The 25,284-nt window shown below is 65.3% G+C and carries 27 protein-coding genes and 1 tRNA gene; 14 read left to right on the top strand and 14 right to left on the bottom strand.

Features of this window, described 5'->3' with window-relative positions; translation table 11 throughout:
• Positions 1-43: 43 nt before the first annotated feature.
• Genes Q0C17_RS02960 through Q0C17_RS02935 form a run of 6 tightly spaced genes read left to right on the top strand, consistent with a single transcriptional unit; the run spans position 44 to position 6,042 of the window.
• A complete protein-coding gene (locus tag Q0C17_RS02960; protein WP_291201046.1) occupies positions 44-1,090 on the top strand; it encodes a 3-oxoacyl-[acyl-carrier-protein] synthase III C-terminal domain-containing protein in 1,047 nt (348 codons plus the stop codon).
• 3 nt (positions 1,091-1,093) lie between these two features.
• A complete protein-coding gene (locus Q0C17_RS02955) occupies positions 1,094-2,065 on the top strand; it encodes an NAD(P)-dependent oxidoreductase (RefSeq protein ID WP_291201044.1) in 972 nt (323 codons plus the stop codon).
• On the top strand, positions 2,062-2,841 hold the full coding sequence (locus Q0C17_RS02950) for an MBL fold metallo-hydrolase (protein WP_291201041.1): 780 nt from the start codon (positions 2,062-2,064) through the stop codon (positions 2,839-2,841). Before Q0C17_RS02955 ends, Q0C17_RS02950 begins: the two co-directional genes overlap by 4 nt.
• Entirely contained in the window at positions 2,838-4,103 is a 1,266-nt protein-coding gene (locus tag Q0C17_RS02945) for a F390 synthetase-related protein (protein WP_291201039.1), read from the top strand. Before Q0C17_RS02950 ends, Q0C17_RS02945 begins: the two co-directional genes overlap by 4 nt.
• Positions 4,100-4,954: a hypothetical protein gene (locus Q0C17_RS02940; RefSeq protein ID WP_291201037.1), complete on the top strand. Its 855-nt coding sequence runs from the start codon at positions 4,100-4,102 to the stop codon at positions 4,952-4,954. The genes Q0C17_RS02945 and Q0C17_RS02940 overlap by 4 nt, the downstream gene beginning before the upstream one ends.
• 5 nt (positions 4,955-4,959) lie before the next feature.
• Positions 4,960-6,042 carry a DUF3419 family protein gene (locus Q0C17_RS02935; RefSeq protein ID WP_291201035.1) on the top strand — a complete coding sequence of 361 codons (1,083 nt, stop codon included), beginning with the start codon at positions 4,960-4,962 and terminating at the stop codon, positions 6,040-6,042.
• Between the two features lie 7 nt (positions 6,043-6,049).
• Here the strand turns inward: Q0C17_RS02935 and Q0C17_RS02930 are convergent, their stop codons facing one another.
• The 4 genes from Q0C17_RS02930 to Q0C17_RS02915 all read right to left on the bottom strand — a co-directional run bounded on the left by Q0C17_RS02930 (position 6,050) and on the right by Q0C17_RS02915 (position 10,345).
• Positions 6,050-7,693, bottom strand: a complete 1,644-nt coding sequence (locus Q0C17_RS02930) for a long-chain fatty acid--CoA ligase (protein WP_291201033.1) — start codon at positions 7,691-7,693, stop codon at positions 6,050-6,052.
• Between the two features lie 107 nt (positions 7,694-7,800).
• Positions 7,801-7,877, bottom strand: a tRNA-Arg gene (locus Q0C17_RS02925).
• Positions 7,878-7,928: 51 nt separating this feature from the next.
• Positions 7,929-9,221 (bottom strand): cystathionine gamma-synthase family protein, encoded by a 1,293-nt coding sequence (locus tag Q0C17_RS02920; protein WP_291201031.1) that lies wholly within the window; start codon positions 9,219-9,221, stop codon positions 7,929-7,931.
• Between the two features lie 236 nt (positions 9,222-9,457).
• Positions 9,458-10,345, bottom strand: a complete 888-nt coding sequence (locus Q0C17_RS02915; RefSeq protein ID WP_291201029.1) for an RNA polymerase factor sigma-32 — start codon at positions 10,343-10,345, stop codon at positions 9,458-9,460.
• Between the two features lie 145 nt (positions 10,346-10,490).
• Here Q0C17_RS02915 and Q0C17_RS02910 point away from each other — a divergent pair, with 145 nt between their 5' ends.
• Positions 10,491-10,976 (top strand): MmcB family DNA repair protein, encoded by a 486-nt coding sequence (locus tag Q0C17_RS02910; protein WP_291201027.1) that lies wholly within the window; start codon positions 10,491-10,493, stop codon positions 10,974-10,976.
• Positions 10,973-11,422, top strand: coding sequence for a hypothetical protein (locus Q0C17_RS02905; RefSeq protein WP_291201025.1), 450 nt, complete (start codon positions 10,973-10,975; stop codon positions 11,420-11,422). The genes Q0C17_RS02910 and Q0C17_RS02905 overlap by 4 nt, the downstream gene beginning before the upstream one ends.
• A 3-nt stretch (positions 11,423-11,425) precedes the next feature.
• On the opposite strand, the gene Q0C17_RS02900 is transcribed toward Q0C17_RS02905, so the two are convergent.
• Positions 11,426-12,493 (bottom strand): citrate synthase/methylcitrate synthase, encoded by a 1,068-nt coding sequence (locus tag Q0C17_RS02900; protein WP_291201023.1) that lies wholly within the window; start codon positions 12,491-12,493, stop codon positions 11,426-11,428.
• A gap of 78 nt (positions 12,494-12,571) precedes the next feature.
• On the opposite strand from Q0C17_RS02900, the gene Q0C17_RS02895 reads away from it, so the two are divergent.
• Positions 12,572-13,702: a citrate/2-methylcitrate synthase gene (locus Q0C17_RS02895; protein WP_291201021.1), complete on the top strand. Its 1,131-nt coding sequence runs from the start codon at positions 12,572-12,574 to the stop codon at positions 13,700-13,702.
• 15 nt (positions 13,703-13,717) lie between these two features.
• On the opposite strand, the gene Q0C17_RS02890 is transcribed toward Q0C17_RS02895, so the two are convergent.
• Both Q0C17_RS02890 and tkt read right to left on the bottom strand, forming a co-directional pair.
• Complete coding sequence (locus Q0C17_RS02890) at positions 13,718-14,179, bottom strand: ABA4-like family protein (RefSeq protein ID WP_291201019.1); 462 nt, start codon at positions 14,177-14,179, stop codon at positions 13,718-13,720.
• 13 nt (positions 14,180-14,192) lie between these two features.
• Entirely contained in the window at positions 14,193-16,163 is a 1,971-nt protein-coding gene (tkt, locus tag Q0C17_RS02885) for a transketolase (protein ID WP_291201017.1), read from the bottom strand.
• A gap of 105 nt (positions 16,164-16,268) precedes the next feature.
• On the opposite strand from tkt, the gene Q0C17_RS02880 reads away from it, so the two are divergent.
• From Q0C17_RS02880 to Q0C17_RS02865, 4 genes are all read left to right on the top strand, one after another.
• Positions 16,269-16,538: a DUF4164 family protein gene (locus Q0C17_RS02880; protein ID WP_291201015.1), complete on the top strand. Its 270-nt coding sequence runs from the start codon at positions 16,269-16,271 to the stop codon at positions 16,536-16,538.
• 4 nt (positions 16,539-16,542) lie between these two features.
• Positions 16,543-16,851: a cell division protein ZapA gene (zapA, locus tag Q0C17_RS02875; RefSeq protein WP_291201013.1), complete on the top strand. Its 309-nt coding sequence runs from the start codon at positions 16,543-16,545 to the stop codon at positions 16,849-16,851.
• Between the two features lie 94 nt (positions 16,852-16,945).
• A complete protein-coding gene (locus Q0C17_RS02870) occupies positions 16,946-17,158 on the top strand; it encodes a twin transmembrane helix small protein (protein ID WP_291201011.1) in 213 nt (70 codons plus the stop codon).
• A 4-nt stretch (positions 17,159-17,162) separates the two neighbouring features.
• Positions 17,163-17,735, top strand: coding sequence for a cob(I)yrinic acid a,c-diamide adenosyltransferase (locus Q0C17_RS02865; RefSeq protein WP_291201009.1), 573 nt, complete (start codon positions 17,163-17,165; stop codon positions 17,733-17,735).
• Positions 17,736-17,884: 149 nt separating this feature from the next.
• On the opposite strand, the gene Q0C17_RS02860 is transcribed toward Q0C17_RS02865, so the two are convergent.
• Positions 17,885-18,223 (bottom strand): hypothetical protein, encoded by a 339-nt coding sequence (locus Q0C17_RS02860; RefSeq protein ID WP_291201006.1) that lies wholly within the window; start codon positions 18,221-18,223, stop codon positions 17,885-17,887.
• Here Q0C17_RS02860 and Q0C17_RS02855 point away from each other — a divergent pair.
• Positions 18,216-18,389, top strand: coding sequence for a hypothetical protein (locus Q0C17_RS02855; RefSeq protein WP_291201003.1), 174 nt, complete (start codon positions 18,216-18,218; stop codon positions 18,387-18,389). The two genes, Q0C17_RS02860 and Q0C17_RS02855, sit on opposite strands and share 8 nt — an antisense overlap.
• On the opposite strand, the gene Q0C17_RS02850 is transcribed toward Q0C17_RS02855, so the two are convergent.
• The 6 genes from Q0C17_RS02850 to argH all read right to left on the bottom strand — a co-directional run bounded on the left by Q0C17_RS02850 (position 18,376) and on the right by argH (position 25,267).
• Positions 18,376-19,344, bottom strand: a complete 969-nt coding sequence (locus tag Q0C17_RS02850; protein WP_291201000.1) for an MBL fold metallo-hydrolase — start codon at positions 19,342-19,344, stop codon at positions 18,376-18,378. The genes Q0C17_RS02855 and Q0C17_RS02850 overlap by 14 nt on opposite strands.
• Before the next feature lie 61 nt (positions 19,345-19,405).
• A complete protein-coding gene (locus Q0C17_RS02845) occupies positions 19,406-22,120 on the bottom strand; it encodes a DUF4175 family protein (RefSeq protein ID WP_291200997.1) in 2,715 nt (904 codons plus the stop codon).
• Positions 22,099-23,373 carry a diaminopimelate decarboxylase gene (lysA, locus tag Q0C17_RS02840; protein ID WP_291200994.1) on the bottom strand — a complete coding sequence of 425 codons (1,275 nt, stop codon included), beginning with the start codon at positions 23,371-23,373 and terminating at the stop codon, positions 22,099-22,101. The genes Q0C17_RS02845 and lysA overlap by 22 nt, the downstream gene beginning before the upstream one ends.
• A gap of 15 nt (positions 23,374-23,388) precedes the next feature.
• Positions 23,389-23,631, bottom strand: a complete 243-nt coding sequence (locus tag Q0C17_RS02835; protein WP_291200991.1) for a hypothetical protein — start codon at positions 23,629-23,631, stop codon at positions 23,389-23,391.
• Positions 23,631-23,864 (bottom strand): lipoprotein, encoded by a 234-nt coding sequence (locus Q0C17_RS02830; RefSeq protein WP_291200988.1) that lies wholly within the window; start codon positions 23,862-23,864, stop codon positions 23,631-23,633. Before Q0C17_RS02830 ends, Q0C17_RS02835 begins: the two co-directional genes overlap by 1 nt.
• Positions 23,865-23,869: 5 nt before the next feature.
• On the bottom strand, positions 23,870-25,267 hold the full coding sequence (gene argH / locus Q0C17_RS02825; RefSeq protein WP_291200985.1) for an argininosuccinate lyase: 1,398 nt from the start codon (positions 25,265-25,267) through the stop codon (positions 23,870-23,872).
• Positions 25,268-25,284 lie beyond the last annotated feature (17 nt).

The following is a 25,284-nucleotide window of genomic DNA, read 5'->3' as shown; positions in this document are numbered from 1 at the left end:
GCGCCTGCTTGCCAGCCATTTCAAACAGCAGTATAATAGGTAAATGTTCACTCACATTGAGCGCCTGAAGCCCGCCCTGCTTCCCGTGACCAGTTCGGTCGTGTCCGGAATGGGCATGGCCTTGCCTGCGCACCTGATGGCCTCAACGGAAATCGACCGTCGGCTCGGCAAGCAGGAAGGCTGGCTGGAGCGGGCCTGCGGTGTGGCGAGCCGGCATGTCGCGGGTCCCGGCGAGACACAGGAGACAATGGCGGCGGCCGCCGCGCGGGCGGCGCTGAGGGATGCGGGCCTTGAACTCGCTGATGTGGGTCTCCTGCTTTTCGGCGCCGCCGTCGGGCGCCAGCCTATCCCGGCCACCGCGCCACTGGTGAAGCGGGAACTCGGCGGCGCAGCGCTGGCCTTTCCTGCCTATGACGTGAACGCGACCTGTCTGAGCGCCCTGGTGGGGATGGACCTCGCCGCGCTGCACCTTGCTGCAGGACGCGCGCGCCATGTTCTGGTGGTCACCGCCGAGATCGCCTCGCGCGCGCTGCCCTGGCATGATGCCCCGGACACGGCCGGCCTGTTCGGCGACGGCGCGGCCGCTTTCGTGATGAGCGCTGCCGGAGAGGGGCGAGGCGTGCGTCCCCGCTTCGGGGCGTTCCACATGGAAACCTTCGCCGAGGGCTATGAAGCCTGCACGCTGGCTTCCGGCGGCACGGGTATTGATTACCATTCCGACCCGGAGGGCTTTGCGCGCAGCGCCTACTTTCGGATGGACGGCAGGGCGCTCTACCGGGTCACCGCCGCGGCGCTGCCGGGCTTCCTCGACCGTCTGCTCGGGCGCGCGGGCCTGCGCCGGGACGATATCGACCTTGTCGTGCCGCATCAGGCCAGCCCGCATGCGCTTGCACACATCATCCGCCGCGGCGGGTTTGCGCCGCAGCGGGTATTCGACCGTGTCCGGACGATTGGAAATCAGGTAGCCGCCTCCATTCCTGTCGCGCTGAACCTCGCGGCTTCGGACGGCAGGCTTCAACCTGGAATGCGCGTGCTGCTGATCGGGACCTCTGCCGGCGTCTCTCTCGGCGGCGCGATCCTGGAGACCTGATCGGTGGACCGCGTCGCGATCACGGGCGCTACCGGTTTTCTCGGCGGCGCGCTCTGCCGGCGCCTCCTCGCGGAAGGCGCGCGCGTCGTGGCGCTGGGACGCGACAGCCAAAAGCTGGCGGCGCTTTCGGCGCTTGGGGCTGAGACCCTGATGCACGATCTCTCAGACGGGCCACCTTTACCGCTGGGCGCGCCCATCAGCCATCTCGTGCATTGCGCAGCGCTGTCGTCCGCCTGGGGCAAGCACGCCGCGTTTCACTCGGCAAATGTCGAGGGCACCCGAGCTGCTCTGGAGTTTGGCAAAGCGAACGGTGTGCGGCGCTTCGTGCATATCTCGACACCGAGCATCTACTTCCGGTTCCGCGACCAGCTGGGCGTGCGCGAAAGTGAGCCGCTACCGCCGCCGGTGAATGCTTATGCGGCCACGAAACGAGCAGCTGAAGCGCTGGTGCACGAGGAAGCAGGCCTTGACACCGTGATCCTGCGGCCGCGCGGACTTTACGGCAAAGGGGACACCGCGCTGCTGCCACGCCTCCTGCGCGCAGCGCAATCTGGCCCGTTGCCACTGATCCGGGGAGGCAGAGCGGAGACGGACCTGACCCATGTCGAGGATGTGGTCGACGCCGTGATCGCGGCGCTGGACGCGCCGGAGAACCTCCCCGTTCGCATATTCAACATTTCCGGTGGTCAACCCCTGCCTGTGCGCCGGATCGCAGAGGCGGCGGCTGCGAAGGCAGGTATCTCTGTCCAATGGCGCAGGATGCCCGCAGCCGTGGTGTTCGGAGCTGCACGTATTCTGGAGTTTGGCGCAAGCCTTCATCCCGACAAGCCGGAACCGCGCGTGACTGCTTACGGCGCGGGCCTCTTTGCATTTACGCAGACGCTGGACCTGACATCCGCGCGAACACATCTGCGCTGGACGCCCCGCATCGACTTCGACGCGGGTCTGGCCCGCACGTTTGAGGCCGCTGCATGATCCGCGATCTGCGCTTTCCCAACAGCGCTGTGGTGCGTGTGCCGGAGCGCCTGGTGCTTCGCGGCGGGCGCTGGACGCCGGTCGATCTGACGGTACGCTATGGCCTGTTTGCGCATGACCTGGCCGGGAACTGCCTGATCGACACGGGATACTCGGCGCGGGTGACACGCGGGCCGAGGTCTCTGCCCCTGACACTGTACGCGGCGATCCTGCGCCCCCGGCTGACGCAGGCCGCCCTTCCTGCACACGCCGGATCTGTAAGCACGATACTTCTGACCCATCTGCATGCAGATCATGTCTCTGCACTCCGGGATTATCCGGACGCACGGCTCATCGGGGATTTGGGCGCACTGGACCATTTTCTTCAGGCGGGCACCTTTGGCCGGACGCGCCACGGCGTCTTCCGGGAATTGCTGCCGGACGATCTGCGCGCGCGGCTGATTCCGCTGGAAACCCTGCCGGAAGTGGATGCGCCGTTCGGCTTAGGCGCTGCGCGGGATGTATTCGATGACGGGGAAGTGCTGGCGGTGCCGCTGCCGGGCCATATGAAGGGGCATACGGGTTATCTTTTCGCGCGCCAGTCACCACCCTTGCTGTATGCGGGCGATGCCGACTGGCTGGCGCGGGCGATCCGCGAGAAGCGATCGCCCGGCGCGCCGGCGCGCTGGATTCTCGACGATAAGGAAGCCGCCCAGGAGTCGGCGGCTCGCCTCAACGCCTTTTCGGACGCGGGCGGGCGTATCGTCCTGTGCCATGATCCGGAGCCACTGGCATGAGCGCGGCGCTCTGGCTCACACTGTCTGCATTCTGGCGCACCCGCATGCGCGGGCGCCGGCTGCGTACACGCGACAGCCTGATGAGATGGCAGGCCCGCAGGCTCGACAGTTTCCTGCGGAGCGCCGCGCAGGGCGCGGAAGCCTTCTCCACGCTGTCTGGCCGTCCGCTGAAGGATTATCCTGTGATGGATAAGGCGGCGCTCATGGGCGCCTTCCATCGCTACAATGTCGCGGGAATATCTGGAGACGATGCGTGGGCCGCATTCGAGTCTACGGGCAGGCTCGGAAAGTACGCTGTCGGTGCAAGCACCGGCACAAGCGGCAATCGCGGCCTGTACCTGGTCAGCGATACCGAGCGTTACCTGTGGCTCGGCACATTGCTCGCCAAGGCTCTTCCGGACATGCTGACGGCGCGCTACCGGGTGGCTGTCTTACTGCCGCGCGGCAGCCGGCTGTATGATGCGGCAAATGAGTCCGGCCGTCTGGCGCTGAAGTTCTATGATCTGGCGGAGGGCCTCGAGCGGCAGCTGCCCGCGGTCGCAGATTTCAAGCCGAACGTGATCGTCGCGCCGCCGCATGCGCTGATCGCACTGGCGCGGGCCGATCTCTGTGTCAGTCCGGTCCACGTGTTCTCGGGCGCCGAGGTGCTCGATCCAACCGATCGGCGTGAAGTGGAAGCCCGTTTCGGCGTGACCGTGCGCGAGATTTACATGGCGACGGAGGGTCTTTTCGGAGTCGCCTGTCCGCACGGCACGCTGCATCTTTGCGAGGACTGTGTCGCTTTCGAATGGGAACCTGCCGGGAACCTTGCTTCGCCTCTGATAACCGATTTCACCCGGCGCACTCAGATAATGATCCGCTACCGGATGAATGATCTCCTGCGCCTGGCCGAGGCCCCCTGCCCGTGCGGTTCGCCGCTTCAGGCTGTGTCCGAAGTTGCCGGAAGGGCAGATGATGCCCTCCGGCTGACCGGCGCGGCGGGACAGCCCGTGCTGGTCACGCCGGATATCATTCGCAACACTGTTGTGGGTGCAAGCCGGTTGATCACCGACTTTCGGGTTAGGCAGGAGGCGCCGACGCGGGTCACGCTTACGCTTGCGCCCGAAGCTGAGCGCCACCTCCCGGCAGCAGGACAGGCGCTTTCGGCGCTGTTCGGCCGGCTCGGCGCCAATCCGGAGATCCGGCTTCAGGCCGCACCTCTGGCACCGCCGCAAGGCGGCAAGCTGCGCCGCGTGATCCGCGAACCGGGCATTGACGCATGAGCGCGGCCCCTGTTCTTCCCGGATGGTATCCGCTGCTGCGGGCACGCGATCTGCGCGCTCTGCCACTGACCCGGTGCTTTGCCGGGAATCAGCTGATCCTTCGGCGCACGCCCGAGGCGCGCATCGAGGCAACTGATCCGGCAGGTCAAGTCGTCCGGATTACCGCGGAAGCGGATGGATGGATCTTTGTGGCGGAAGGATCGCCGCCCGAAAGTGCTAGGGCCGGCTCCGCGCTGATAGGGGCGCAGTCGGCGCAAATCCTGGTGGCGGGCCATGTGCGGGCCGGTCTTGGCGATGTGGGCGAAAACATTCTCGATACGACCCATACCAGCGTGGTCCATCAGGACTACCTGCGCCGGCCGGGAGAGCGCCGCGCAGTGGAAGCAATCGTCACGTCCGGCGACAACTGGATATCCGCAACCTATCCGCCTGGCGCTGCACCGAGCGGCTGGGGTGCGCGGCTTCTGGGCGCGCACCGCTATACGATCTGCGATACGTTCCGTGCGCCGTCCATAGCTGAGGTAACGTACACGGATGATGGTGCGCCGGTTTTTGCCGCCAGGTTTCATCTGACACCGGCCGCCCCCGGCGAGACTTATGTCGCAGCAACCATTGCCGTGCCCGGCGGCGGCGCTGTGGCGGCCATCAAGCTAGCGGCACTGCGGCTGTTCTTCCAGCGCATCTTTGCCGAAGACCGCGCCATTCTCGAGCTGATCGGCGCGAACCGGGATGCCCATCGGGGCGGGCCGCTCGTTTTTGCGCCGCAGGACCTTCTGCGGCCCGGGATCGAAGCGATCCTGTCCGGCCGGCAGCCGGCAGCGCCCGTCCATTCCGTCGCGCTGCTGGTCTGACCGGCATGTCGAATTTCGGCCGTACTCTGAATTTCACATCTGCCAATGAGGACGGGGCAACCGAGCTCGCTGCGCTGGCACTTTGCCCGACGGATCATGTACTCTGCCTGGCGGCAAGCGGGGCGCGTCCGCTGGACCTTCTGCTGGGCAATCCCGCGCGCATAACGGCCATCGACATCAACCCCGCACAGAACGAACTCACGCGGCTCAAGATCGCGGCGCTTCGCGCGCTCGATGATGAAGCGGTGCACGCCTATCTCGGCATTGCGCCGGGCCGCCACAGGATCGATCTGCACCGGAAGGTCGAAGTCCAGCTCGGCCCCGCCTCACGCAGCTTCTGGGACGCGCGGCGCGGACTGATCGCCTCGGGCGTGTGGCATAGCGGCCGCTGGGAGCGCGTCCTACGCCTCGGCGCTTTCGGCACGAACCTGCTGCGCGGAAGCGCAATCAATGCGCTGTTCGAGGCCGAGACGCTGAACCGGCAGGCCGAGATCTGGCGGACGCGCTTTGACGATGCAGTCTGGCACAGTGCCGTGCGACTGCTGTCACAGCGCTGGTTCTGGACACGGGTTATCGGCGAGCCGGGCGGCGCTTTCCTCCCACCGCCTGCGCAGAGCGAGGCGCGGCTCACGGGCTTGTTCCGCAGGGCTTCGGAAAACATCTTTTTCCGCGATTCGGATTTCGCTGTGCTGCTGCTGAAAGGCCGGCATACCTCATCGACCGCGCTGCCGCTTCACATGCAGCCTGGCAACATGGCGACAATCCGAGACCGACTGGAACGTATCCACGTTGCCGAAGAAGGTCTGGCAACACTTGGCGCCTCCGGTCTCGGGCCGTTCGATGCCTTTTCGCTTTCGGATTTCGGCTCCTATTGCGGACAGGCGGACTATGACGCCTGCTGGCGCGGGATCCTCGCCGCAGCGCGCCCGGGCGCGCGCTGGTGCGAACGCGTATTCATGAACCCCGTCACAGCCGGCCCCGCGCTGTCGCCACAGATCCGTACTGACGGCGCGCGAGGCGACGCGCTGACGCGCGCTGACAAAGCCATCATCTATGATATCCGTTGCGGCACACTGCTACCGGCTTGATACGGCTTCAGCTGTACCGATCCGCGTAGGCCCGCCTCAGGGTCTTCTTGTCGATCTTTCCTGTCGCCGTGAGTGGGACGGCGTCAAATACGACTTGATCCGGGAGCTGCCATTTCGCGATATGCTCCGCCATGTGCGCCAGCACGCTTGCGGCATCTACTTCTGCGCCCGGATGCGTCTCCAGCACAAGGAGCGGCCGCTCCTCCCACTTCGGATGCGGAATACCGACCACCGCCGCTATCTTCACACCGGGATAGGCCACCGCGATGTTTTCGAGGTCAATCGAACTGATCCATTCGCCGCCTGACTTGATGACATCCTTCTTGCGATCCGTGATCCGCATGAAACCGAACTGATCAAGCGTGGCGATGTCGCCGGTGTCGAACCATCCCTCGGCATTCACGGCATCAGCCGGGGCCCGGAAATAGCGCCGGATGGTCCAGGGACCGCGCACCAAAAGGGCGCCGGAGCTTTCCCCATCACGGGGAACATCATTGCCCTGATCATCGACGACGCGCAGTTCGATGCCGAACTGGAGCCGGCCCTGCCGCGTCCAGATCGCCTCGTCGATCGCTTCCTCGCCGAGCGCGGCGAGCGCCGGTGTCGGCGTCGCGATTACGCCTAGCGGAGCCGTCTCGGTCATTCCCCAGATCTGCAGAACCTGGACGCCGTGTGTTTTTTTGAACTTTTCCGCCATGGCGCGTGGCACGGCCGAGCCGCCGATGACGAGGCGTTTCAACTGGCCGGGTGCCTGGCCAGTGCGCTCAAGGTGCTCGAGATACATGGTCCAGATGGTGGGAACGCCCCCCGAAAAGGTGACGCCTTCGGACAGTATGAGTTCCTGCAGGCTTGCGCCGTCCATCCTCTCACAGGGCAGCACGAGCTTGCATCCGTTGATCGGCGCCGCAAAGGGCAGGCCCCAGGCGGTCGCATGGAAAAGCGACGAGCACGGCATCACGACGTCGAAGGCCGTGAACCCGAAGGCGCTGCTCAGGCCTGAGGCCATGGCATGCAACACCACGGCACGATGGGAATACAGGACGCCTTTCGGATCACCTGTGGTGCCGGACGTGTAGCAAAGGAACGCGCCGGCGTTCTCGTCCACGACCGGCCAGGTAAGGTCACCATGCTCTGCTTCGAGCAGATCCTCGTAGCAGAGCGCGCCTACGGCGCCCACTTCGTGAACCGTCCGGTCACAGAGCATCACAAATTTCGTGACCGTCTTCATCTGCGGCGCCAGGCGTTCCACGAGCGGCAGGAAAGTCTTGTCGAACAGAAGGATGTCAGGTTCGGCATGATTGAGAATGAAAACAATCTGCTCGTCGAAGAGGCGCGGGTTCACCGTGTTCAGTACTGCGCCGAGGCCGGTGACGGCATAGAAGAGTTCGAAATGGCGGTGCGTATTCCAGGCGAGTGAGGCGATCCGGTCCCCGGACCTGGCTCCAAGGCGGACCAGCGCGCCCGCGGCCTGTCCGGCGCGGCGAAACTCCTCTGCATAGGTCGAACGGGCGATCGGCTCATCGATCAGCCGGGAGACGACCTCCACGCTGCCGTGCGCCGTGGCCGCAAACCTGAGAATGTCGATGATTTGCAGAGGCGCGGGCTGCATCAAGCCCGGAAGCGTCGCCGGGGATGTGGCGGGTGTAGTCATCTTCTTCCCTCTGAAGCGTTGTGTGCTGCGCAATTCATGCCGCGCAGAGCGCATTCGTCCAGTGACTTCCGGAAAAATCCTTATGGCACTGTCCGAGGGCGGGCAGATGGTGATCCCGATGCGATTCGAACGCACGACCTACAGATTAGGAATCTGTCGCTCTATCCTGCTGAGCTACGGGATCGCCGGGTTCTCCCATACGGGAAAACCCGGCAGATTTGAAGGCGGCAACGCCTCAAGCGTGTTCGAGGGCCTGGCCGAGATCGGCGATGAGGTCTTCCGGGGCCTCAATCCCGACCGAGAAGCGCACGAGACCTTCCGTAAAACCGATCCGGGCGCGGACGTCGGCAGGGACTGCCGAGTGGGTGGTAGAGCCCGGATGGCACATCAGGCTTTCGGTGCCGCCAAGGCTGACCGCGAGCTTGATGAGGCGCAGGTTGTCGAGCAGCTTGAACGCCGCCTCCTTGCCGCCCTTGACGTCGAACGAGAAGGTCGCCCCTGCGCCGAGGCATTGCTCGTCAAACACCTTGCGCTGCGGATCGCCCTTCTTCAGGAATTCCGGATACATCACCTTGGTGATCTTTGGATGCGTGTTCAGGTATTCCGCGCACAATTTCGCATTGCGGAAGGCACGCTCCATGCGCAGCTGGACGGTTTCCAGAGAGCGCGTCAGCAGCCAGCAGGAATGCGCGTCAAGCATCGTTCCGAGATAGTTCCGCATCCGGCGGATCTTGATCATCATATCCTCGTTGCCGACAATGCCACCGGCAATCAGGTCCGAGTGGCCGCCGACATATTTGGTTAGCGAGTAGAGTGCGAGGTCGGCGCCGTGCTTCAGCGGCTGGTGGCCGATCGGCCCCATCATCGTGTTGTCGCACATCAGGATCGGCCGCCGGCCGGTCTCCTTTTCCAGCAGGTCACAGACGCGGGCGCAGGCGGCAATGTCGACCAGCGCGTTTGTCGGGTTCGCCGGCGACTCGGTAAAAATCACTGAGATGGGACCGAACGACTTCACTGTGGCCCTCGCGGCCGCGAGAATCTCATCTTCAGTAGACCAGGCATCGAACTCGGCGGACCGCACGCCCCAACCCGGCAGGAAGGTGCGGATGAATACCTCTGACGCTCCGTAGAGCGGGCTGGAATGCAGCACCACAGTGCCCGGCTCGGCGCAGGCGAAGAGCGCGGTCGTAATTGCCGACATGCCGGAGGAGAAAGCCAGCGCCGCTTCGCCGTCGTCATACAGTGTCAGCCGGTCTTCCAGCACCTCCATGTTGGGATTGTTGAAGCGGGTGTAGATCAGGTCAGCGTCCTCGGGGTCGCCGGCTTCATGGCGCCCGGCGAGTCGGCGGAAGAGTGCCTCCCCATCGCGGGCCGACTTGAAGGCGAAGGTCGAAGTCATGAAGATCGGCGGCTTGATCGAGCCTTCCGACATGAAGGGGTCATAGCCGAACCCCATCATCAGGGATTCGGGGCTGAGCGTATGGCCGCCAATCTCGCGCTTGCGGTAGGATTTCTTGGGTTTTGACATGGGTTCCATCCCGGAAGTTTTCGTTGGGGAAAGCCTAAGGGCGCCCGCCCCGCTCTGGCAAGGCAAGCCGGCACTTTCCGCCCCCTTCGGGACTCCGCTTTCACGGGCAAAGCCTCAAGGGCGACAAAACGGGCTGGGACACCGGGAGCGGCTGCGCTATCGCGGCCTGACGCGAAACGGGTGTGGGGGTCTTGAGATCACGCGTCGGCTGAACCTGGAACAGCCTGACTAGAAAGTCAGGCTTCCGGAAGCAGGCCCGAACTCGCCGGATCGCCAACAATGCGCTCAAGTTCCTTGCGCAGTTTGGACAGCGCGTGATGCTCGATCTGACGTACACGCTCCTTGGAGACGCCGAGTTCCTCGCCGAGCGCTTCCAGGGTCATCGCCTCTTCTGCAAGCCGGCGCTTCGAGATGATGTGCAACTCGCGGGGGTTCAGCACCTTCAGTGCCTGGGCGACCCAGACCCGCCGCTTGGCGCTGTCATGCTCGGCCATCACCGCCTGTTCAGGGATGTCGGCCTCATCGGCGATCATGTCCTGCCATTCGCCGTCCCCGTCGACCGACAGCGGCGCATTGAGCGAACGGTCGGCGCCGGAGAGGCGCGAGGCCATCGTTTCGACATCGCGAACAGGCACGCCGAGATGCTGGGCAACCCATTCGCGGTTTTCCGCCGTCATCACCCCCTCGCCAGTATCGGCAATGCGGGCACGTAGGCGGCGCAGGTTGAAGAACAGGGATTTCTGTGCGGACGTCGTACCGGTGCGGACGATCGACCAGTTGCGAAGCACATAGTCCTGGATCGAGGAGCGGATCCACCAGCTGGCATAGGTTGAAAAGCGCACTTCGCGCTCCGGCTCGAACCGGGCGGCGGCTTGCATCAGGCCGACATTGCCCTCGGAGACCAGGTCGGCCATCGGCAGGCCGTAATGACGGAACTTGGCCGCCATCGCGATAACCAGGCGCATGTAGGCCGTGGTCAGCTCATGCAGCGCGGCCTCGTCGTCCTGCTCGCGCCAACGGCGGGCAAGGTGCGCCTCGTGGGCTGGCTCCAGAAGTGCGACCTTCATTGCCGTGCGCACGAATTGGCGATCGGAACTGTTGTTGGTCTCGTAAGCGCTGGCCATCGTGTCCTGCCTCTTGCAGACCCAGCGTCCGGTGCTGTGTCGGTGCCTCTACGCAGCACACGGCCAACTGGATCAGCTCCGGCTTGACGCTTTGCGCGAGAGGAGCCTAACTCGCACAGGAACACAAACGGAACGAACCTGCGCCATGAAAAACCCAGCGCCCGAAGAGCTGCTGCCCCGGCGCGCCGCGGAGATCTGCCGGGGCACGCTGCGCCTGATGGCTGACCTTGGTTTTTATGGCGTGACCGAGATGCCGCTGGCCAACAACCGGCGGGCAGACATCGCGGCCATCGGCCCCGGCGGAGAGATCTGGATGATCGAGGTCAAGTCGAGCATCCAGGACTTCAAGTCGGACCATAAATGGCGCGAATACATGGACTTCTGCGACCGGCTGAGCTTCGCGGTGGCCGACGATTTTCCGCAGGAACTGATTCCTGAAGAAGCCGGGCTGATTGTCGCGGACGCATTCTACGGCGCGGTGATCCGAAACGCGCCCGAGGCGCGTCTGGTGCCGGCCCGCCGCAAGGCCGTATCGCTGCGTTTTGCCCGGCTGGCCGCCGCGCGCCTGACCCGTGTGGGAGATACGGGCTGGACGCCGGGCGATGACGGGCTTACCTCGCCCCTGCCATGAGCCTTGCCTATCCCATTGCCCGCAGCCTCGAAGAGGCGATTGCGCCCGGCGTCCGCACGGCGCGGACGCAGAGCGAAGCTGTAAGCCTTTCGCCCGGCTTCCGGGTCGAGGGGCTGGAAACCGGCTGGCTGCATCTGCCGGAAGACCAGGCACGGGCGCTGCTGTCCTCGCAAGGCGCGGATGGGGCTGCCGGGCACATCCAGCATTATGAGGATACCTCCGGCCATGTCGTGATTGCCGTCAGCTGGTGGCTGATCGCCGATCCGAAAACCCCTCCCCGGCCCAAGCTGGCGCCGCCTGTGCTGGCAGAGCCGGCAACCCCTCCCAGCGAAACCGGCGGCGACCATACCGACGACCTCTACTTCCGCCGCGGGCGTACAAAGACGAAGCGCCGCAAGTCGGTTGATCCAAACCAGCTGGACCTGTTCAAGCCCGCCAAGGGCTAGGTGTCAGGCCGCCACCGGCACCGGCCCGCGATAGACCGAGCGCGGTCGAACAAGGCGGCCTTCCCCGATCTGCTCGCGCGCATGCGCCGTCCATCCGAGAATACGCCCACAGGCAAAGACGGGCGTGAAGGCTTCGCGCGGGAGGCCGAGCGCTTCGAGCAGCAGCGCCGTGTAGAATTCCACATTCGTCTCCAGCCGGCGTTGCGGGTATTTCTGCGCGAGCCGCCCCAGCACAGCGCGCTCGACATGTTCGGCAAAGGCAATCCGTCCCGCTGTGCCCGGCAGGCGCGCCACCGCCGCCTTGAGTGCATCGGCGCGCGGATCGCGCACCCGGTAGACGCGGTGGCCGAAACCCATCAACCGGTCACCGCGCGACAGCGCGCCGTCGATCCAGTCTTCCGCATTTTCCGGCGCGCCGATGGCATCAACCATATCGAGCACCGGGCCTGGCGCGCCGCCATGCAGCGGCCCCTTTAGTGCGGACAGCCCGGCCACTGCTGCCGAGACAAGCCCCGCCCGTGTCGATGCGACGACCCGCGCCGCAAAGGTCGAGGCGTTGAGGCCATGGTCGCACACCGTGACGAGGTAGGCATCCAGCGCTCTCGCCGCCGCCGGATCCGGCATATCGCCCGTCAGCATACGGAGAAAGTCGGCGGATTGGGAGATGTCGGCGTCCGGCGCTACGGGCGCGAGGCCCCGGCCGCGACGTATCGCGGCGGCAGTCAGTACCGGTGCGGCGGCGGCAAGCAAAACGGCTGAGTCCAGTGTTTCCTCATCCGGCAGGAGAGACCAGCCAACGCGTAGCCCGGAGATCACGTCCAGCCCGTCCGGTATGTCCTTGAGGCGCGCGGCAACAGCGACACGCGCGGCGCCCAGCTGCGCGCCCAGAGCCGGCACATCAGGCAGATCGGCAAACAGATCCTGCCAAAGCAGATGCGCCGCATCTTCGAATGCCATCGAGGCCGCCAGCGTCTCCACCGGCCAGCCGCGAATGACGAGGCGCCCGTTCAGGCCGTCGACATCCGAAAGGATGGTCTCAGCCGCGACAACATTCTCAAGCCCGGAATCCATGCCTGTCTCCTTCATGTTACTCGCAGAGATGTCGCGCCGGGTCTTCCCATCGTCAATCTTGATCAATATAATCAATATATGTTGTGGATCTCGCGCAGAGCTGCCCTGGAACACCTCGGCGTGAAGCCGCAGACCCTCTACGCTTATGTCAGCCGGGGCCTCGTCGCCTCAAAGCCGGACACGGATGATCCGCGGGCGAGCCTCTATTCCGCCGCCGACATTGCCGCGCTCGTGAAGCGTCGGCGCAGCGGGCGGGGCCGCAGCGCCATCGCCCATGCCGCCATCTCCTGGGGCGACCCGGTGATGGAGACGGCCATCACCACTGTATGCGAAGGTCGGCTGGTTTATCGTGGGTGGGACGCCCTGCGCCTGGCGGCGGACGCCACGCTGGAGGAGACCGCCGCGCTGCTCTGGAACGCCGGCCCGTTGCCGCCGCTGCGCGCAGCGCCCGCGCCGCGCGCTGGTCCCACTGGCAAGGCACGCGCTCTCGCCTGGCTTGCCGAACGCGCCTCAGAAGATGCGCCGAGCTTCGGCCGTAGCCCGCAGGCCCTCGGCGCCGAGGGCTGCGAGCTTCTGTCCGGCTTCTGCTCCGCCGTCACGGCGTCCGGGGGACGCGGCTTCTTCCACCAGCGTCTTGGCCGTCACTGGCGTCTTTCGCCTGGCGGCACGGATCTCCTGCGCCGCGCGCTCGTGCTGGTGGCTGACCATGAACTGAACCCGTCGACCTTCGCCGCGCGGGTGGCGGCGTCCACTGGCGCGCCGCTGGCTGCGTGCGCGCTGGCCGGCTGCGCGACGCTTACAGGGCCGCTGCATGGCGAGGCCTCCGCCCGCGCGCTGGCCTATCTTCGCGCATCCGGGGACGCCGGCCCGGCCGGAGCGCTCGCCGCCCTTGCCGCACGCGGAGAGCGACCGCCCGCCATGGGCCATGCGCTCTATCCCGCCGGCGATCCGCGCGCGGCAGCGCTTCTGCGCTGGATGAAACCATCATCTCCGCTACGCCGCGCGGTCGCGGCTGCAGAAGAGGCGGCAGGCGAGGCAGCGAACATCGACATGGCGCTTGCGGCAGTCACAGTGGAACTCGGCCTACCGGAGGACGCGCCGTTCCTCATCTTCGCCAGTGGCCGTATGGCGGGCTGGATTGCGCACGCCATGGAGCAGCAGGCCAGCGGCGCTACAATCCGTCCGCGTGCAAACTATATCGGCGACTGACGCCGCAATCCGGAACTAGGTCGGCGTTTCAACCAGGCTCCACCCCCCCTTGCGCAAGGCAAGGCGGAGCAGGAAATACATCAGCAGACCGACTGGCCCGAGCATCAGCGTGAAGAACAGGCAAGGCACGAGCACGAGGTGGGGGAAGCCACGACGCTGCGCATCGCGCGCGATCCACGCGCCAACGAAGAGGTCAAATACGAGATAGTGGCTCCAGCCGATGAGGATGCCGTGCGGGTGAGAAAAGACCTGCGAGACGCCTGCCGCCGAGTTGAAGCTGCCTGCCTCCGCGCCGTAACCAAAGGCAAAGCCCATCACGAGCGTAACTGTGTAGAATACTCCGAGCAGCAGAGGGTAGAGCCCGGAATGGACGACCGTGCGGGTCACCCCGGATTTCGGCAGCAGGGCAAGCAGCAGCCAGGCAGGCAATACCGCCAAATTGATCAGAGAAAAGACGTTCTCGTAACTCAGCGGCATTGTACGCCTCCCGTCAAATCCGCGCCTTCAGCGCCTCGACTACGGCTTCCGCCGTGATGCCGAAATGCTGGTAAAGTTGCTGGTAGGGCGCGCTGGCGCCAAAGCTGTCCATACCGACGAAGCCGCCATCCGCGCCAATCCACCGGTCCCAGCCAAAGCGGACGCCGGCCTCGACCGCCACTTTCGGCAAGCCCTTGCCCAACGTCTCTTCGCGGTAGGCCGCGTCCTGCTGGCCGAACAGCTCCATCGACGGCATCGAGACGACGCGCACGCCGATGCCGGCCCCTGCGAGGATGGCCTGCGCCTTGAGGGCGATCTCCACTTCCGAACCTGTCGCGATCAGCACACCGCGCTCCTTGCCCGAGGCGGGCGAGAGCACATAGGCGCCCTTCGCAGAGAGGTTTTCCTCCGTATGCGTCTTTCTGGCGGGCGCCACGTTCTGGCGGGTCAGCGCCATCGTGGACGGGCCGTCCTGGCGCGCAAGCGCGAGTTCCCAGCACTCCGCCGTCTCCACGCCGTCGGCAGGACGGAAGACCAGCATCTCCGGCATCGCACGCAATGAAGCCACCTGCTCTACCGGCTGGTGGGTCGGACCATCTTCGCCGAGGCCGATCGAATCGTGCGTCATCACATGCACCACGCGCAGGCCCATCAGCGCACCGATGCGGATGGCGGCGCGGCTGTAGTCGGCGAAAACAAGGAACGTGCCGGAATACGGAATCACGCCGCCATGCAGCGCCATACCGTTCATCGCCGCGGCCATTGCATGCTCACGCACGCCGTAGTGGATATAGCGCCCGTCCCAGCTTTTCGGCGTCATCGGCGCGGTCTGGCTGGTCTTGGTATTGTTCGAACCCGTCAGATCAGCTGATCCGCCGACCATTTCCGGCACGAGGTGCGTGATCACTTCCAGCGCTTCGCCGCTCCACACACGCGTCGCCTTGGACGCGCCGCCATCGACGACGGCCTTCTTGTGCTTGGCAATTGCCTTGCCGAGATTCTTCGGGAGGCGCCCCGCGATGGCGGCATTGAACTCGCCCTTCTTGGGGCTTGCTGCCAGGCGCTTCTTCCAGGCCGCATGGTCGCCCTGCGACCGCTCACCGGCTTTCGCCCAGGCCTTCTCGATGGCGTCAGGAACCTCGAACGGCGCATGCGGCCAATCGAGCGCCTTGCGTATGCCCGCGATCTCTTCCGCGCCATAGGGACCGCCATGAGCCTTGCCGGTACCTGCCAGTTTCGGTGCGCCGTAGCCGATGATCGTCTTCACCGCGAGGAAAACCGGCTTCTTCTGCTTTGTCGCCCACTTGAGCGCCTCGGTCACGTCTTTCTCGTCATGACCGTCAACTCGGCGCGAGATCCAGCCGGAGGCTTCGAAGCGCGCGCACTGGTCGGTTGCATCCGACAGGTCGGTCGAGCCGTCGATGGTTACGGCGTTGTCGTCGAACAACACGATCAGCTTGTTAAGCTTGAGGTGTCCGGCGAGCGTGATGGCTTCCTGGCTGATACCTTCCATGAGGCAGCCGTCACCGGCGACAACCCAGGTACGGTGATCGACAAGATCATTTCCGAAGCGCGCATTGAGGTGGCGCTCAGCAATCGCCATGCCCACAGCTGTCGCGATGCCCTGCCCCAGCGGGCCGGTCGTTGTCTCGACGCCTGCGGTCACGAAGTTCTCCGGGTGGCCCGGCGTGCTCGCGCCCAGCTGGCGGAAATTGCGGATGTCGTCGCGGCTGACCGACGCATATCCCGTGAGATGCAGCAGGGAGTAAATGAGCATCGAGCCATGACCTGCCGACAGAACAAACCGGTCACGGTCCGGCCAGGCTGGGTCTTTGGGGTCAAACTTCAGGAATTTCCGGAAGAGAACAGTGGCCGCATCGGCCATACCCAGCGGCAGGCCGACATGCCCGGACTTGGCCGCTTCGACAGCGTCCATGGACAGCGCACGGACGGCGTTCGCCATGTCGCGATTTGTAACAGCCATTCTGCTGATCTCCCGGTGTTTTTCGCGATTCGTGCTAGGCCAGACTCTCGCGGAACCGTCAAGGCGCTTGGCGCCCGGCTGCATTGTCGCTAGTCCAATATTGTCATGACCGACCTCGATCCGGCCGCCGCACGCCTCGATGCCGCCCTGAAGCGCCTTGAAGTGGCGCTGGAGGCGCATCTGCTGCGTGCCGGCAATCCGGTCGCCTTGCGGGCCGAGATTGCGGCCCTGGTCACTGACCGCGCCAACCTCGCCGAAGCGCTCGATCAGTCCCTTGCCCGCGAACAGGAGCTGCAGGCCCTCGCCGATGAGGCGAGCCTTGCCCTTGGTTCAGCCATTGAGGAAGTCCGCGCCGCCCTTGGGAAGGAGGACTGACCTCTTGGCAAAGGCCGATATCTCGCTGCGGGGCCGCAATTTCTCCATCGCCTGTGCGCCGGGACAGGAACAGCGGGTCCAGAAGCTTGCCGAGCAGCTAGATGCCCGGGTCGGCCAGATAGCAAGCGCGGTGGGCGATATCGGTGACGAACGCCTGCTGCTGATCACCGCTCTATCGCTGTTGGACGAACTGGATAGTGCCCGGCGCGGCGTCTCCGCCCGACCAGAAACCGATGCCCGCGCCGTTGAAATCCTGATCACCATGGCGGGACGGGTGGAAGCCCTCGCTGCACGGCTCGAAAATGAAGACTAATCCCGCCCCTGCGCCGCGACCCGATGCAGCAGCGCCGTGCGGTGTCCTTCGGTCTAAGGTCCCGGCCGAACACTCTCGAAAAGGCTGACGCCCAATGCAAAGCTTCCTGACCTTCGGCTTCTACATCGCCCTTGCGGCCATCGTGGTTGTCCTCCTGTTCGGCATCTTCAACCTGACCCGGCAGGATGCCAATCAGGCCAGCCGCTCCAACAAGCTGATGCGCCTGCGCGTCATCTTTCAGGCTGTGGCCATCGCCTTCCTCGTCCTGATCGGTATTGTCGCCGGAGCCATCAAGTTCGGAGGCTGAGACTATGGTCCGTCTCGACAAGATCTACACCCGCACAGGGGACAAGGGGGAAACCCGCCTCTCCACCGGCGAAGTGGTGCCGAAATGGCATCCCCGCGTCACCGCCTACGGCACGGTGGACGAACTGAACGCCGCCCTGGGTGTGGCGGCGCTGGAAGCGGAAGGCGAAATGCTCGTGCGGATACGCCGCATCCAGAACGACCTGTTCGACCTCGGCGCCGACCTTGCCACCCCAGACCGGGGCCGGGTTCTGGAATGGACCCCGCTGCGGATCATCGAGACCCAAGTGACCCGGCTGGAGCAGGAGATCGACGCGATGAACGCAGTCATCCCGCCGCTCGACAGCTTCATCCTGCCCGGCGGATCGCCTCTGGCGGCGCAGTTGCACGTCGCGCGCACCCTCTGCCGCCGAGCCGAGCGGGAGATGGCCCACCTTGGCTCCCTGAAGGACGAACCGGTCAACCCGGTCGCCCTCGCCTTCATCAACCGCCTGTCCGACTGGCTGTTCGTCGCTGGCCGCGCCGCCAACAAGGACGGGGCGGATGATGTGAAATGGGTGCCGGGCGCAAACCGCTGAACACCAGGTGCTGTTTCCTTCGGGCGGGACCGGACAATATCCTTCCCGCGTACGAGGGCTGAAGATCCAGATTGTCGTTGCCGCCGGCGGCGCCAGAGGGCTGCAACTCGCGGCCCGCCACGGCGCCAGGTATGGCCGCGAGAAGTTCGTCATCCTCCTCCTCGCGCAACCGCACGCATATCTGGAAGCCGCTCCTGCACGAGATGGCCGCCGGATCGCTCGGCGCCAACCTCGACGAGGTTGGCCATGGCGCCCGTGCCCACCGCTGGGGTTATCGCTACTTCCAGGGCGCCCTGAAGGGCATTGACCGGCAAAACCGCCAGGTCATCGTCGCGCCGCTGCTGGATGCGGACGGATCCGAACTGATGGGCGAGCACCGTATCCGCTACGACTACCTCGTCCTCGGCTCGGCTTCGAACGATTTCAGCGCCGAAGGTGTCAAGGACAACTGCCTGTCGCTGGAAAGCCAGCGGGGCGCGGATGGGCAACCTGATCTGCGGGCGCATGGTGGTCGAGGGCCGCCTCGCCCCGTTTGTCTCTATTTCGCTCTACCGCATGCACCTCATGGCCATTCACGGTTCACTGCGCGGCCTCGGGATGATCGTGATGGGCCACGTCAATCAGGTCGTGCGGCCAGAGCTCAAGCTGCACTAGAGCGCTGACGGGCGCGCACTTCGGCCATCAGCGCGAACAACTCAATCACCGGCGTCACCTTTCCGTCGCCGCGGTACTCCCGGTACAGACTGTCCACGTTCACTGCGATCCGCTCGGCATCGCCCCAGGCCGAGAAATCGCCCAGCGCGATGTCATGTGCGGCGTCGCGCACACTGAGGCCCGCATCAAAGCGCTTGCGCGCCTCGCGGTCCGCGAACGCGAGATAATCTGCCACCCGCTGCACGCCGGCCTTGTCGGTGACCGGGCCGTGGCCGGGCACGATCACGTCCACATCCATCGCGATGATCCTTTCACACGCACTGATCCAGTTCCTGACGGGCCCCGCCCACATCAGCGGCGTGCCACCTATAAACAGGATGTCGCCTGTGAACACCGCGCGGTCCTTCGGAACGTGCACCAGCACATCGCCGCCCGTATGCGCCGGGCCCACTTCTATCAGGCGCACATCCTTGTCGCCGACCTTAAGCGCCATCTCGCCGGAGAAGGTGCGCGTCGGCAGGCGTTCATCGATATGGTCGAAGTCGAACGGAGCGAACACGTCCGCGAAGTAGGTGCCGGCCGGCCCCAGTTGCGCGCCCGCTTTCTTGAACTGCGCCAGCATTGCCGCCGGCACTTCGGCCATTTCACGCGCGCTCGCCTCGCTCGCGATGATCTCCGCCTGCGGACAACATCCGTTGCCGTGGCAATGGTCGCCGTTCGCATGGGTGTTGACGATCGTGCCGATCCGGCCCGCACCGATCCCGGTGGCATCCGTCATAGCGGCGAGCATCTCGCGCGTCAGGTGCATGTCGAACAACGTATCTACCAGCAGGCTTTCCTCACCGTCGCGGATCAGCCCGGCATTCGACCAGCCCCAGCCGCCATCCGGCTGCAGCCAGGCATAGAGCCCGTTGCCGATATCCTTGAGGCCCTTGGTGTATTCCCAGCGCGCCATCTTTTCCTCCCGGTCTTCTTTCGAGAAAGGAGACCACGGACAACCCGCCCCGGCAAGCGTCTCAGAAGCGATCGAGCAGGCGTCGCAGGTATTCGCGCTCTTCCTCGTCATCGGCCTCGTTGTACCGGCGGCGCAGTTCGTCAAGGATGTCCTTGGCGCGCTGCCGTTCACCCTCCTCTGGAATGTTCACGCCTTCGCCGTCATTGCCGGCACCCATCAGCGAGCGACCCATCGGGTCGGTCCCACCGGTCTGCTCGCCGCTGCGCTCCGCGCGCATGGCGTCCAGTTCGCCCGCAAGCCCGCGCGACAGCTCGGACAGCATCTGCGTCGCGCGCTCCTGCTCGAGGATCGCGCGGCCTTCATTGCCGCCCTCGAGCGCGCGCTCGGCACGGCGCTGCGCATCCCGAATGGCCGACAGCGCATCCGGGTCGATGTTTGCGGCGCCGCTGCCTTCGCCCTCGCCCGCAGCTTCGCCGCTGCGGCGGGCAAACTCTTCGACCAGACGGCCGAGTTCTGCCTGACGCTCGGCCAGTGTCCCACCGCCCAGTTGGCCGCCGCCCTGATCGCCCTGCTGCGTTTCACCTTCACTGCCCGCGCCGGCTCCGGACTCGCCCGGTTGCTGGCCACGCCCCATCCCGCCGCCTTCCTGCTGGCCGCCGCCGCCCTGATCGGCACCCTCACCGTATGGTGAGCCCGGCGGCGGCTGGCCGTTCGGTTCGCCCGGCTGCTCGCCGCGCTGCTGCGCCAGTGTGTCGTCGTTCAGTTGGCGCTGTTCGCGCAGCAATTCCGATAGCCGCCGCATTGCATCGGTCAACTCCTGCTCCTCCGGCGGCAGGTCGCTTTCCTCGCCTTCTGCCTGTTCGCCCGGCATCCCCTGACCATCCTGGCCCTGACCACCTTGCTGGAACTCGAGATTCTCCAGCATGTTCGTGATGTCGGAGAGCAGCTGGCGCGCCTGATCGCTGGCGCCCGTCTCGGTCAGATCCTGCAGCGCGTTCAGCATGTCTTCGAAGTCCTGTCCGCCAAGGCCCTGACCGCCCGCCTCCGCCTGACCATCCTCGCCGGACTGAGGCGCTTCCATCCCGTTGGCGATCGCCTCGGCCATCTTCGCCGCGAGATACTCGTTCGCCGCATCGCGGAAAGCTTCCATCAGCCTGCGGATCTCTTCTTCGGAGGCGCCATCCCTCAGCGCCCGCTCCAGCGCCGCCCGCGCCGCTTCAAGCCGCCGAGCCGCATCTGCCGCGCTGCCATATTCCAGCTTCAGCGCAATCGACCAGAGCAGCGGCTCCACGGCTTCGGCTTCCGCCTTCGACCCGGCGGCCACCAGCGTGCTCTCGGCCATCTGGAGGCCCATGAAGACACCGAGATCGTCAAAGAACCGCTCACCCTTGTAGGTGATCGATTCCAACATCAGTACGGCCTGCCGGATACCCTCCGGCGCCGCGCCCATCCGTCCGGTCGCCGCGACGTTGACCGATCCGTCGCGAAGCGACTCCTCGTTCTTAGGAATCTCCTCATAACCACGAGGTTCGCGCAGCACCGTCACGCGGGCTTCCTGCGTCGCGCGCGCGAGCGGATCAAGGAACAGTTTCTCAGGCAGGACGTAAGGCAGGCTCTCGCTGCGCCCTTCCTGCCCTGCGCCGTCCAGTGCAACCAACTGCAGATCGACCGGCAACCCGGCCCATCGGTGACGCGTCAGATCCAGTTCGTTCGTCGCACTCGCCGCCTTGGCGCCCGCCGCGCCCGGCATGGGCACGGGCACACGGTCCTCGGCGTCCGGCGCGGCCGGATGAGGGTCCCGAAGACGGATCGCCAGTTCGACCGCCGCGATGCCGTAATCATCCTGAGCCTTCCAGCCAAACTTCACACGGTCCTGCGAGCCCGGTTCCGGCAGGCCGACAAAAGCAATTCCAGGCAAGGCATCCGGCAAGACCTTGAAGCTGTAGCGCGCACGTTCGCCCCACCAATTCACCCGTATCCGCGTATCGCCCGTAATCGTCGCCTTGGCTTCCCATGCGCCATCAGGCGTCGCAACGAAACGAGCATCCTTGTCCCGCGCGCCCTTCATCACGAGACGCGGCGGAGACGGCGCCTCGGTACGCAGCGTCACTTCCGAACCCTTCGGTACACGGATATCTTCGCTGCCCGGCTTCAGAAAGATCGGCGCCCGCCCGGTGTGTTCGGGCGGCGTCACCCAGGCCTCGACGATCATCTTGTCGGCGCCGACCAGCGCGCCGTAGTCCGGGAACAGCGCGCGCATCACGCGCCCCGGCCCGTCGCCACCTGCGAGCACGGCAAATGCGATCACGGCGGCGGGCAGAACGGCGCGCAGCATCCAAGGATCGAGCCTGCGCCATTCAGCGTCAAACTGCGGCAGGCGGAGGTTCTTGAGCTCGGCAATCAACCGCGCCCGGTGCGCTTCCCAGAGACCGGCGGCCGCCGCCGACGGGTGCGCCGGCCGATCCTTTAGCGAGGTTACCGGCCTCAGTTCGGACGACGCCTCCAGCATACGCGCGGCGTCCGCATCGCTGGGCCGTACATAGCGTTTTCGCCCACGCCAGAAAAAGACTCCTGCGGTCAGCAGGATAGCCGGCGTCACGAGCGCTGCCGTGATCTTGTCGAGGCGGTCGAAACCTCCGGCCAACGCGGCCGACAGGAACAGGGTGACCAGGACGAAGACCGGCCAGTAGGCGCGCGCCAGGGCCAGCAGCCTGAGACGGCGCCTTGTCGCGGCAACCTTGGCCGCGATTTCGGTCAGGCTACCGTCGTAAGCCACTCCGGCACTTTCTCCAGTCCCATCATTTCTTCAAAGCTCGGCCGCCTGCGGACGATCTCGTACCGGTCGCCATCAACCAGAACTTCCGGCACCAGAGGGCGGGCGTTGTAGGACGAGGACAGCACCGCGCCATAGGCGCCTGCAGACATGAAGGCGAGCCGTTCACCGGGGGCCACTTCAGGCAGCACGCGCCCGGCGGCAAACTTGTCGGTCGATTCACAGATCGGCCCAACCACGTCATAGGTTTTGTACGGACGCCCTGCCGCTGGCTCGACCAGCGTTACGATATCGTGATGCGCGCCATAGAGCGCCGGACGGATCAGGTCGTTCATGCCCGCGTCGACGATCAGGAAGGTGCGGTCCGGCGCCTGTTTCTCATAGAGCGCGGTCGTCAGCAGCACACCTGCATTGCCTGCAATCACGCGGCCGGGCTCGAGGATCACTTCGAATCCGTGGTTTCCGGTCACCTCGGCAATCATTGCGGCATAGGCGGACGGTGTAGCCGGCGCGTCACCTTCTTTATACGGAATGGCGAGCCCGCCACCCACGTCAATGCGGCGAATGTCATGCCCTTGCCCGCGCAGGCGCAGAGCGAGGCCGACGACCTTCTCGAAGGCCGCACGCATTGGCGCAAGGTCACCGATCTGGCTGCCGATATGCACGTCCACGCCGACGGCGCTGATCCCCGGCAAACGCGCGGCTTCAGCATATAATGCCTCCGCATCGCCCCACGGCACACCGAACTTGTCGCCGGATTTTCCGGTGGAGATGTTGGGATGCCCGCCCGCCGCGACGTCGGGGTTCACGCGCAGGGCCACCGGCGCCGTCTTGCCAAGCCGCGAGGCGACTTCGGACAGGAGGCGCAGCTCGCCCGCGCTTTCCACGTTGAACTGATGAATGCCTTGCTCAAGGCCCAGCGCCATCTCGGCCGCCGTCTTTCCGACGCCGGAGAAGACGATTCGCGAGGCCGGAATTCCGGCCTTCCGTGCCCGGAGCAGTTCGCCTCCGCTGACCACATCCGCGCCGCAGCCTTCGCCCGCAAGGGTGGCCAGCACCGCGAGATTGCCATTGGCCTTCACCGAATAGGCGACCAGCACGCGCTGGCCTTCGAACGCGCTCGAGATCACACGCGCATGGCGCACCAGCGTTGCGCTGGAATAAACATAGCACGGCGTGCCCACCTCGACCGCGAGGTCATCAAGGTTGACGCCTTCGCAGTGAAGGCGGCCGCCGGAATAGGTGAAATGGTGCATGCCGTCTCCGGAACCCTACTCGAGATCGCCGAGGCCGCCGTCATCGACGTCGCCCGCCGGCTTCGATTGCGGCACTTCCCCACCCCAGTCATTCTGGGTCAGCCCTTCGGATGGATTGTCGCTGACAGGAATGGCCACATCGAGCGGATCGGGCTCGGCGGCCACGGCCTGCGAGACGACCGGGTCGCCTGCCACCGGAGTCTGACAGGCCGCCAAAGCAAGGCCGGCCGCCATCGCGAGGAGGAGGCGCGCCCGCATCAGGAGTCCGGTCCGCCGAGCAGTTCGTCCTCAGCTTCCTCATCCGGTTCAGCACTTGGGCGTTCAGGCAGGTCCGGCAGGTTCTTGCTCTCACCGTCCGGAAGGCCGGCAGGGTCAGCCTGGTTCCCGCTGCCGATCAGCGGGCCGGGACGTTGCAGGGGGCCCGTCAGGCCGCAGGCTGAAACACCCCCAAGGAAAACCAGCGCCAGAGCGGCGCCCAGAATCCGTTTCATTCTCATCACTCCAGTCGAAGTCTCTGTTTCCATTGTGCCACTTGTTCCGCGACCCGAACAGGGCTTGTGCCGCCATAAGATGTCCGGGATGAGGCAGACGCCTCCACCGTCAGCACATTGAAGACATCTTTGGTGATTGCGGAATGCACCTTCTGCATGTCGGCGAGCGAAACCGCCGCCAGCTCTCTGCCTTGTTCCTCGGCCAGCGCCACGATCCGGCCGGTCACGTGGTGCGCGTCCCGGAACGGCAAGCCAAGCTCGCGCACCAGCCAGTCCGCCAGGTCCGTTGCCGTCGAATAGCCCTTCGCCGCCGCCGCGCGCATCGCCTCCGGCTTGAACCGGATCGTCTCCACCATGCCGGTCATCGCCCGGGCACAGAGGTTAAATGTGTCGAAGGCCTCGAAGGTCAGCCGCTTATCGTCCTGAAGGTCCTTGGCATAGGCCAGCGGCAGGGCCTTCACCGCCCCCTGCAGCGCCGAGAACAATCCCGTGATCAACGAGGCCTTGGCCCGGATCAGCTCGGCAGCGTCCGGGTTGCGCTTTTGCGGCATGATCGAGGAGCCTGTCGACCATTCATCGGTGAGCGCCGCAAACGCGAATTGCGGGCTGGTCCAGAGTACGATCTCTTCCGCGAGGCGCGATAGGTGCGTCGCCGCGATGGACAGCGTGCTGAGTGCCTCCAGCGCAAAATCACGTGACCCTACCGCGTCCAGCGAGTTCGCCATCGGCCGCGCGAAGCCCAGCGCCTCGGCGGTCATATCCCGGTCAATCGGGAATCCCGTCCCGGCCAATGCCGCTGCACCCAGCGGGCTCTCGTTCAGCCGCACTGCACAGTCGAGCAGGCGCGAGCGGTCGCGCTCCAGCATCTCCGCATAGGCGAGGAGGTGATGGCCCAGCGTCACCGGCTGCGCCGTCTGAAGGTGTGTAAAGCCCGGCATGTAGGTCGCCGTGTGCTCCCCGGCCCGGCGCACCAGAGCGCCCTGCAGCGCGGTCACCAGATGGCTCGTCTCGTCGAGCGCCCCGCGCGTCCATAGACGGAAATCCGTTACCACCTGGTCGTTGCGCGAGCGTGCGGTGTGCAGGCGGCCCGCCGGCTCGCCGATCAGCTCCTTGAGGCGTGCTTCCACGTTCATGTGGATGTCTTCCAACTCACGCCGGAACGGAAAAGTGCCCGCCCGCATCTCGGCGGAAATCTTGTCCAGCCCGCCTTGGATCGCCTCATTGTCCGCCGCGCTGAGGATGCCCATTTCGGCCAGCATGTCCGCGTGCGCCCGGCTTCCGGCAACGTCTTCCTCTGCCATCCGCTGGTCTATATCCAGCGAGGCATTGATCTCGTTCATGATGGCCGAGGGCGTTGCGGCAAAACGGCCGCCCCACATTGTCTGGCCTTTACCTGAATTCATCGCCATATCCCTCGAAC

Source organism: Hyphomonas sp., assembly GCF_022844445.1.
Lineage (GTDB): Bacteria > Pseudomonadota > Alphaproteobacteria > Caulobacterales > Hyphomonadaceae > Hyphomonas.
The sequence above is the reverse complement of the archived record's forward strand: the minus strand, read 5'-3'. Positions and strand labels throughout refer to the sequence as shown.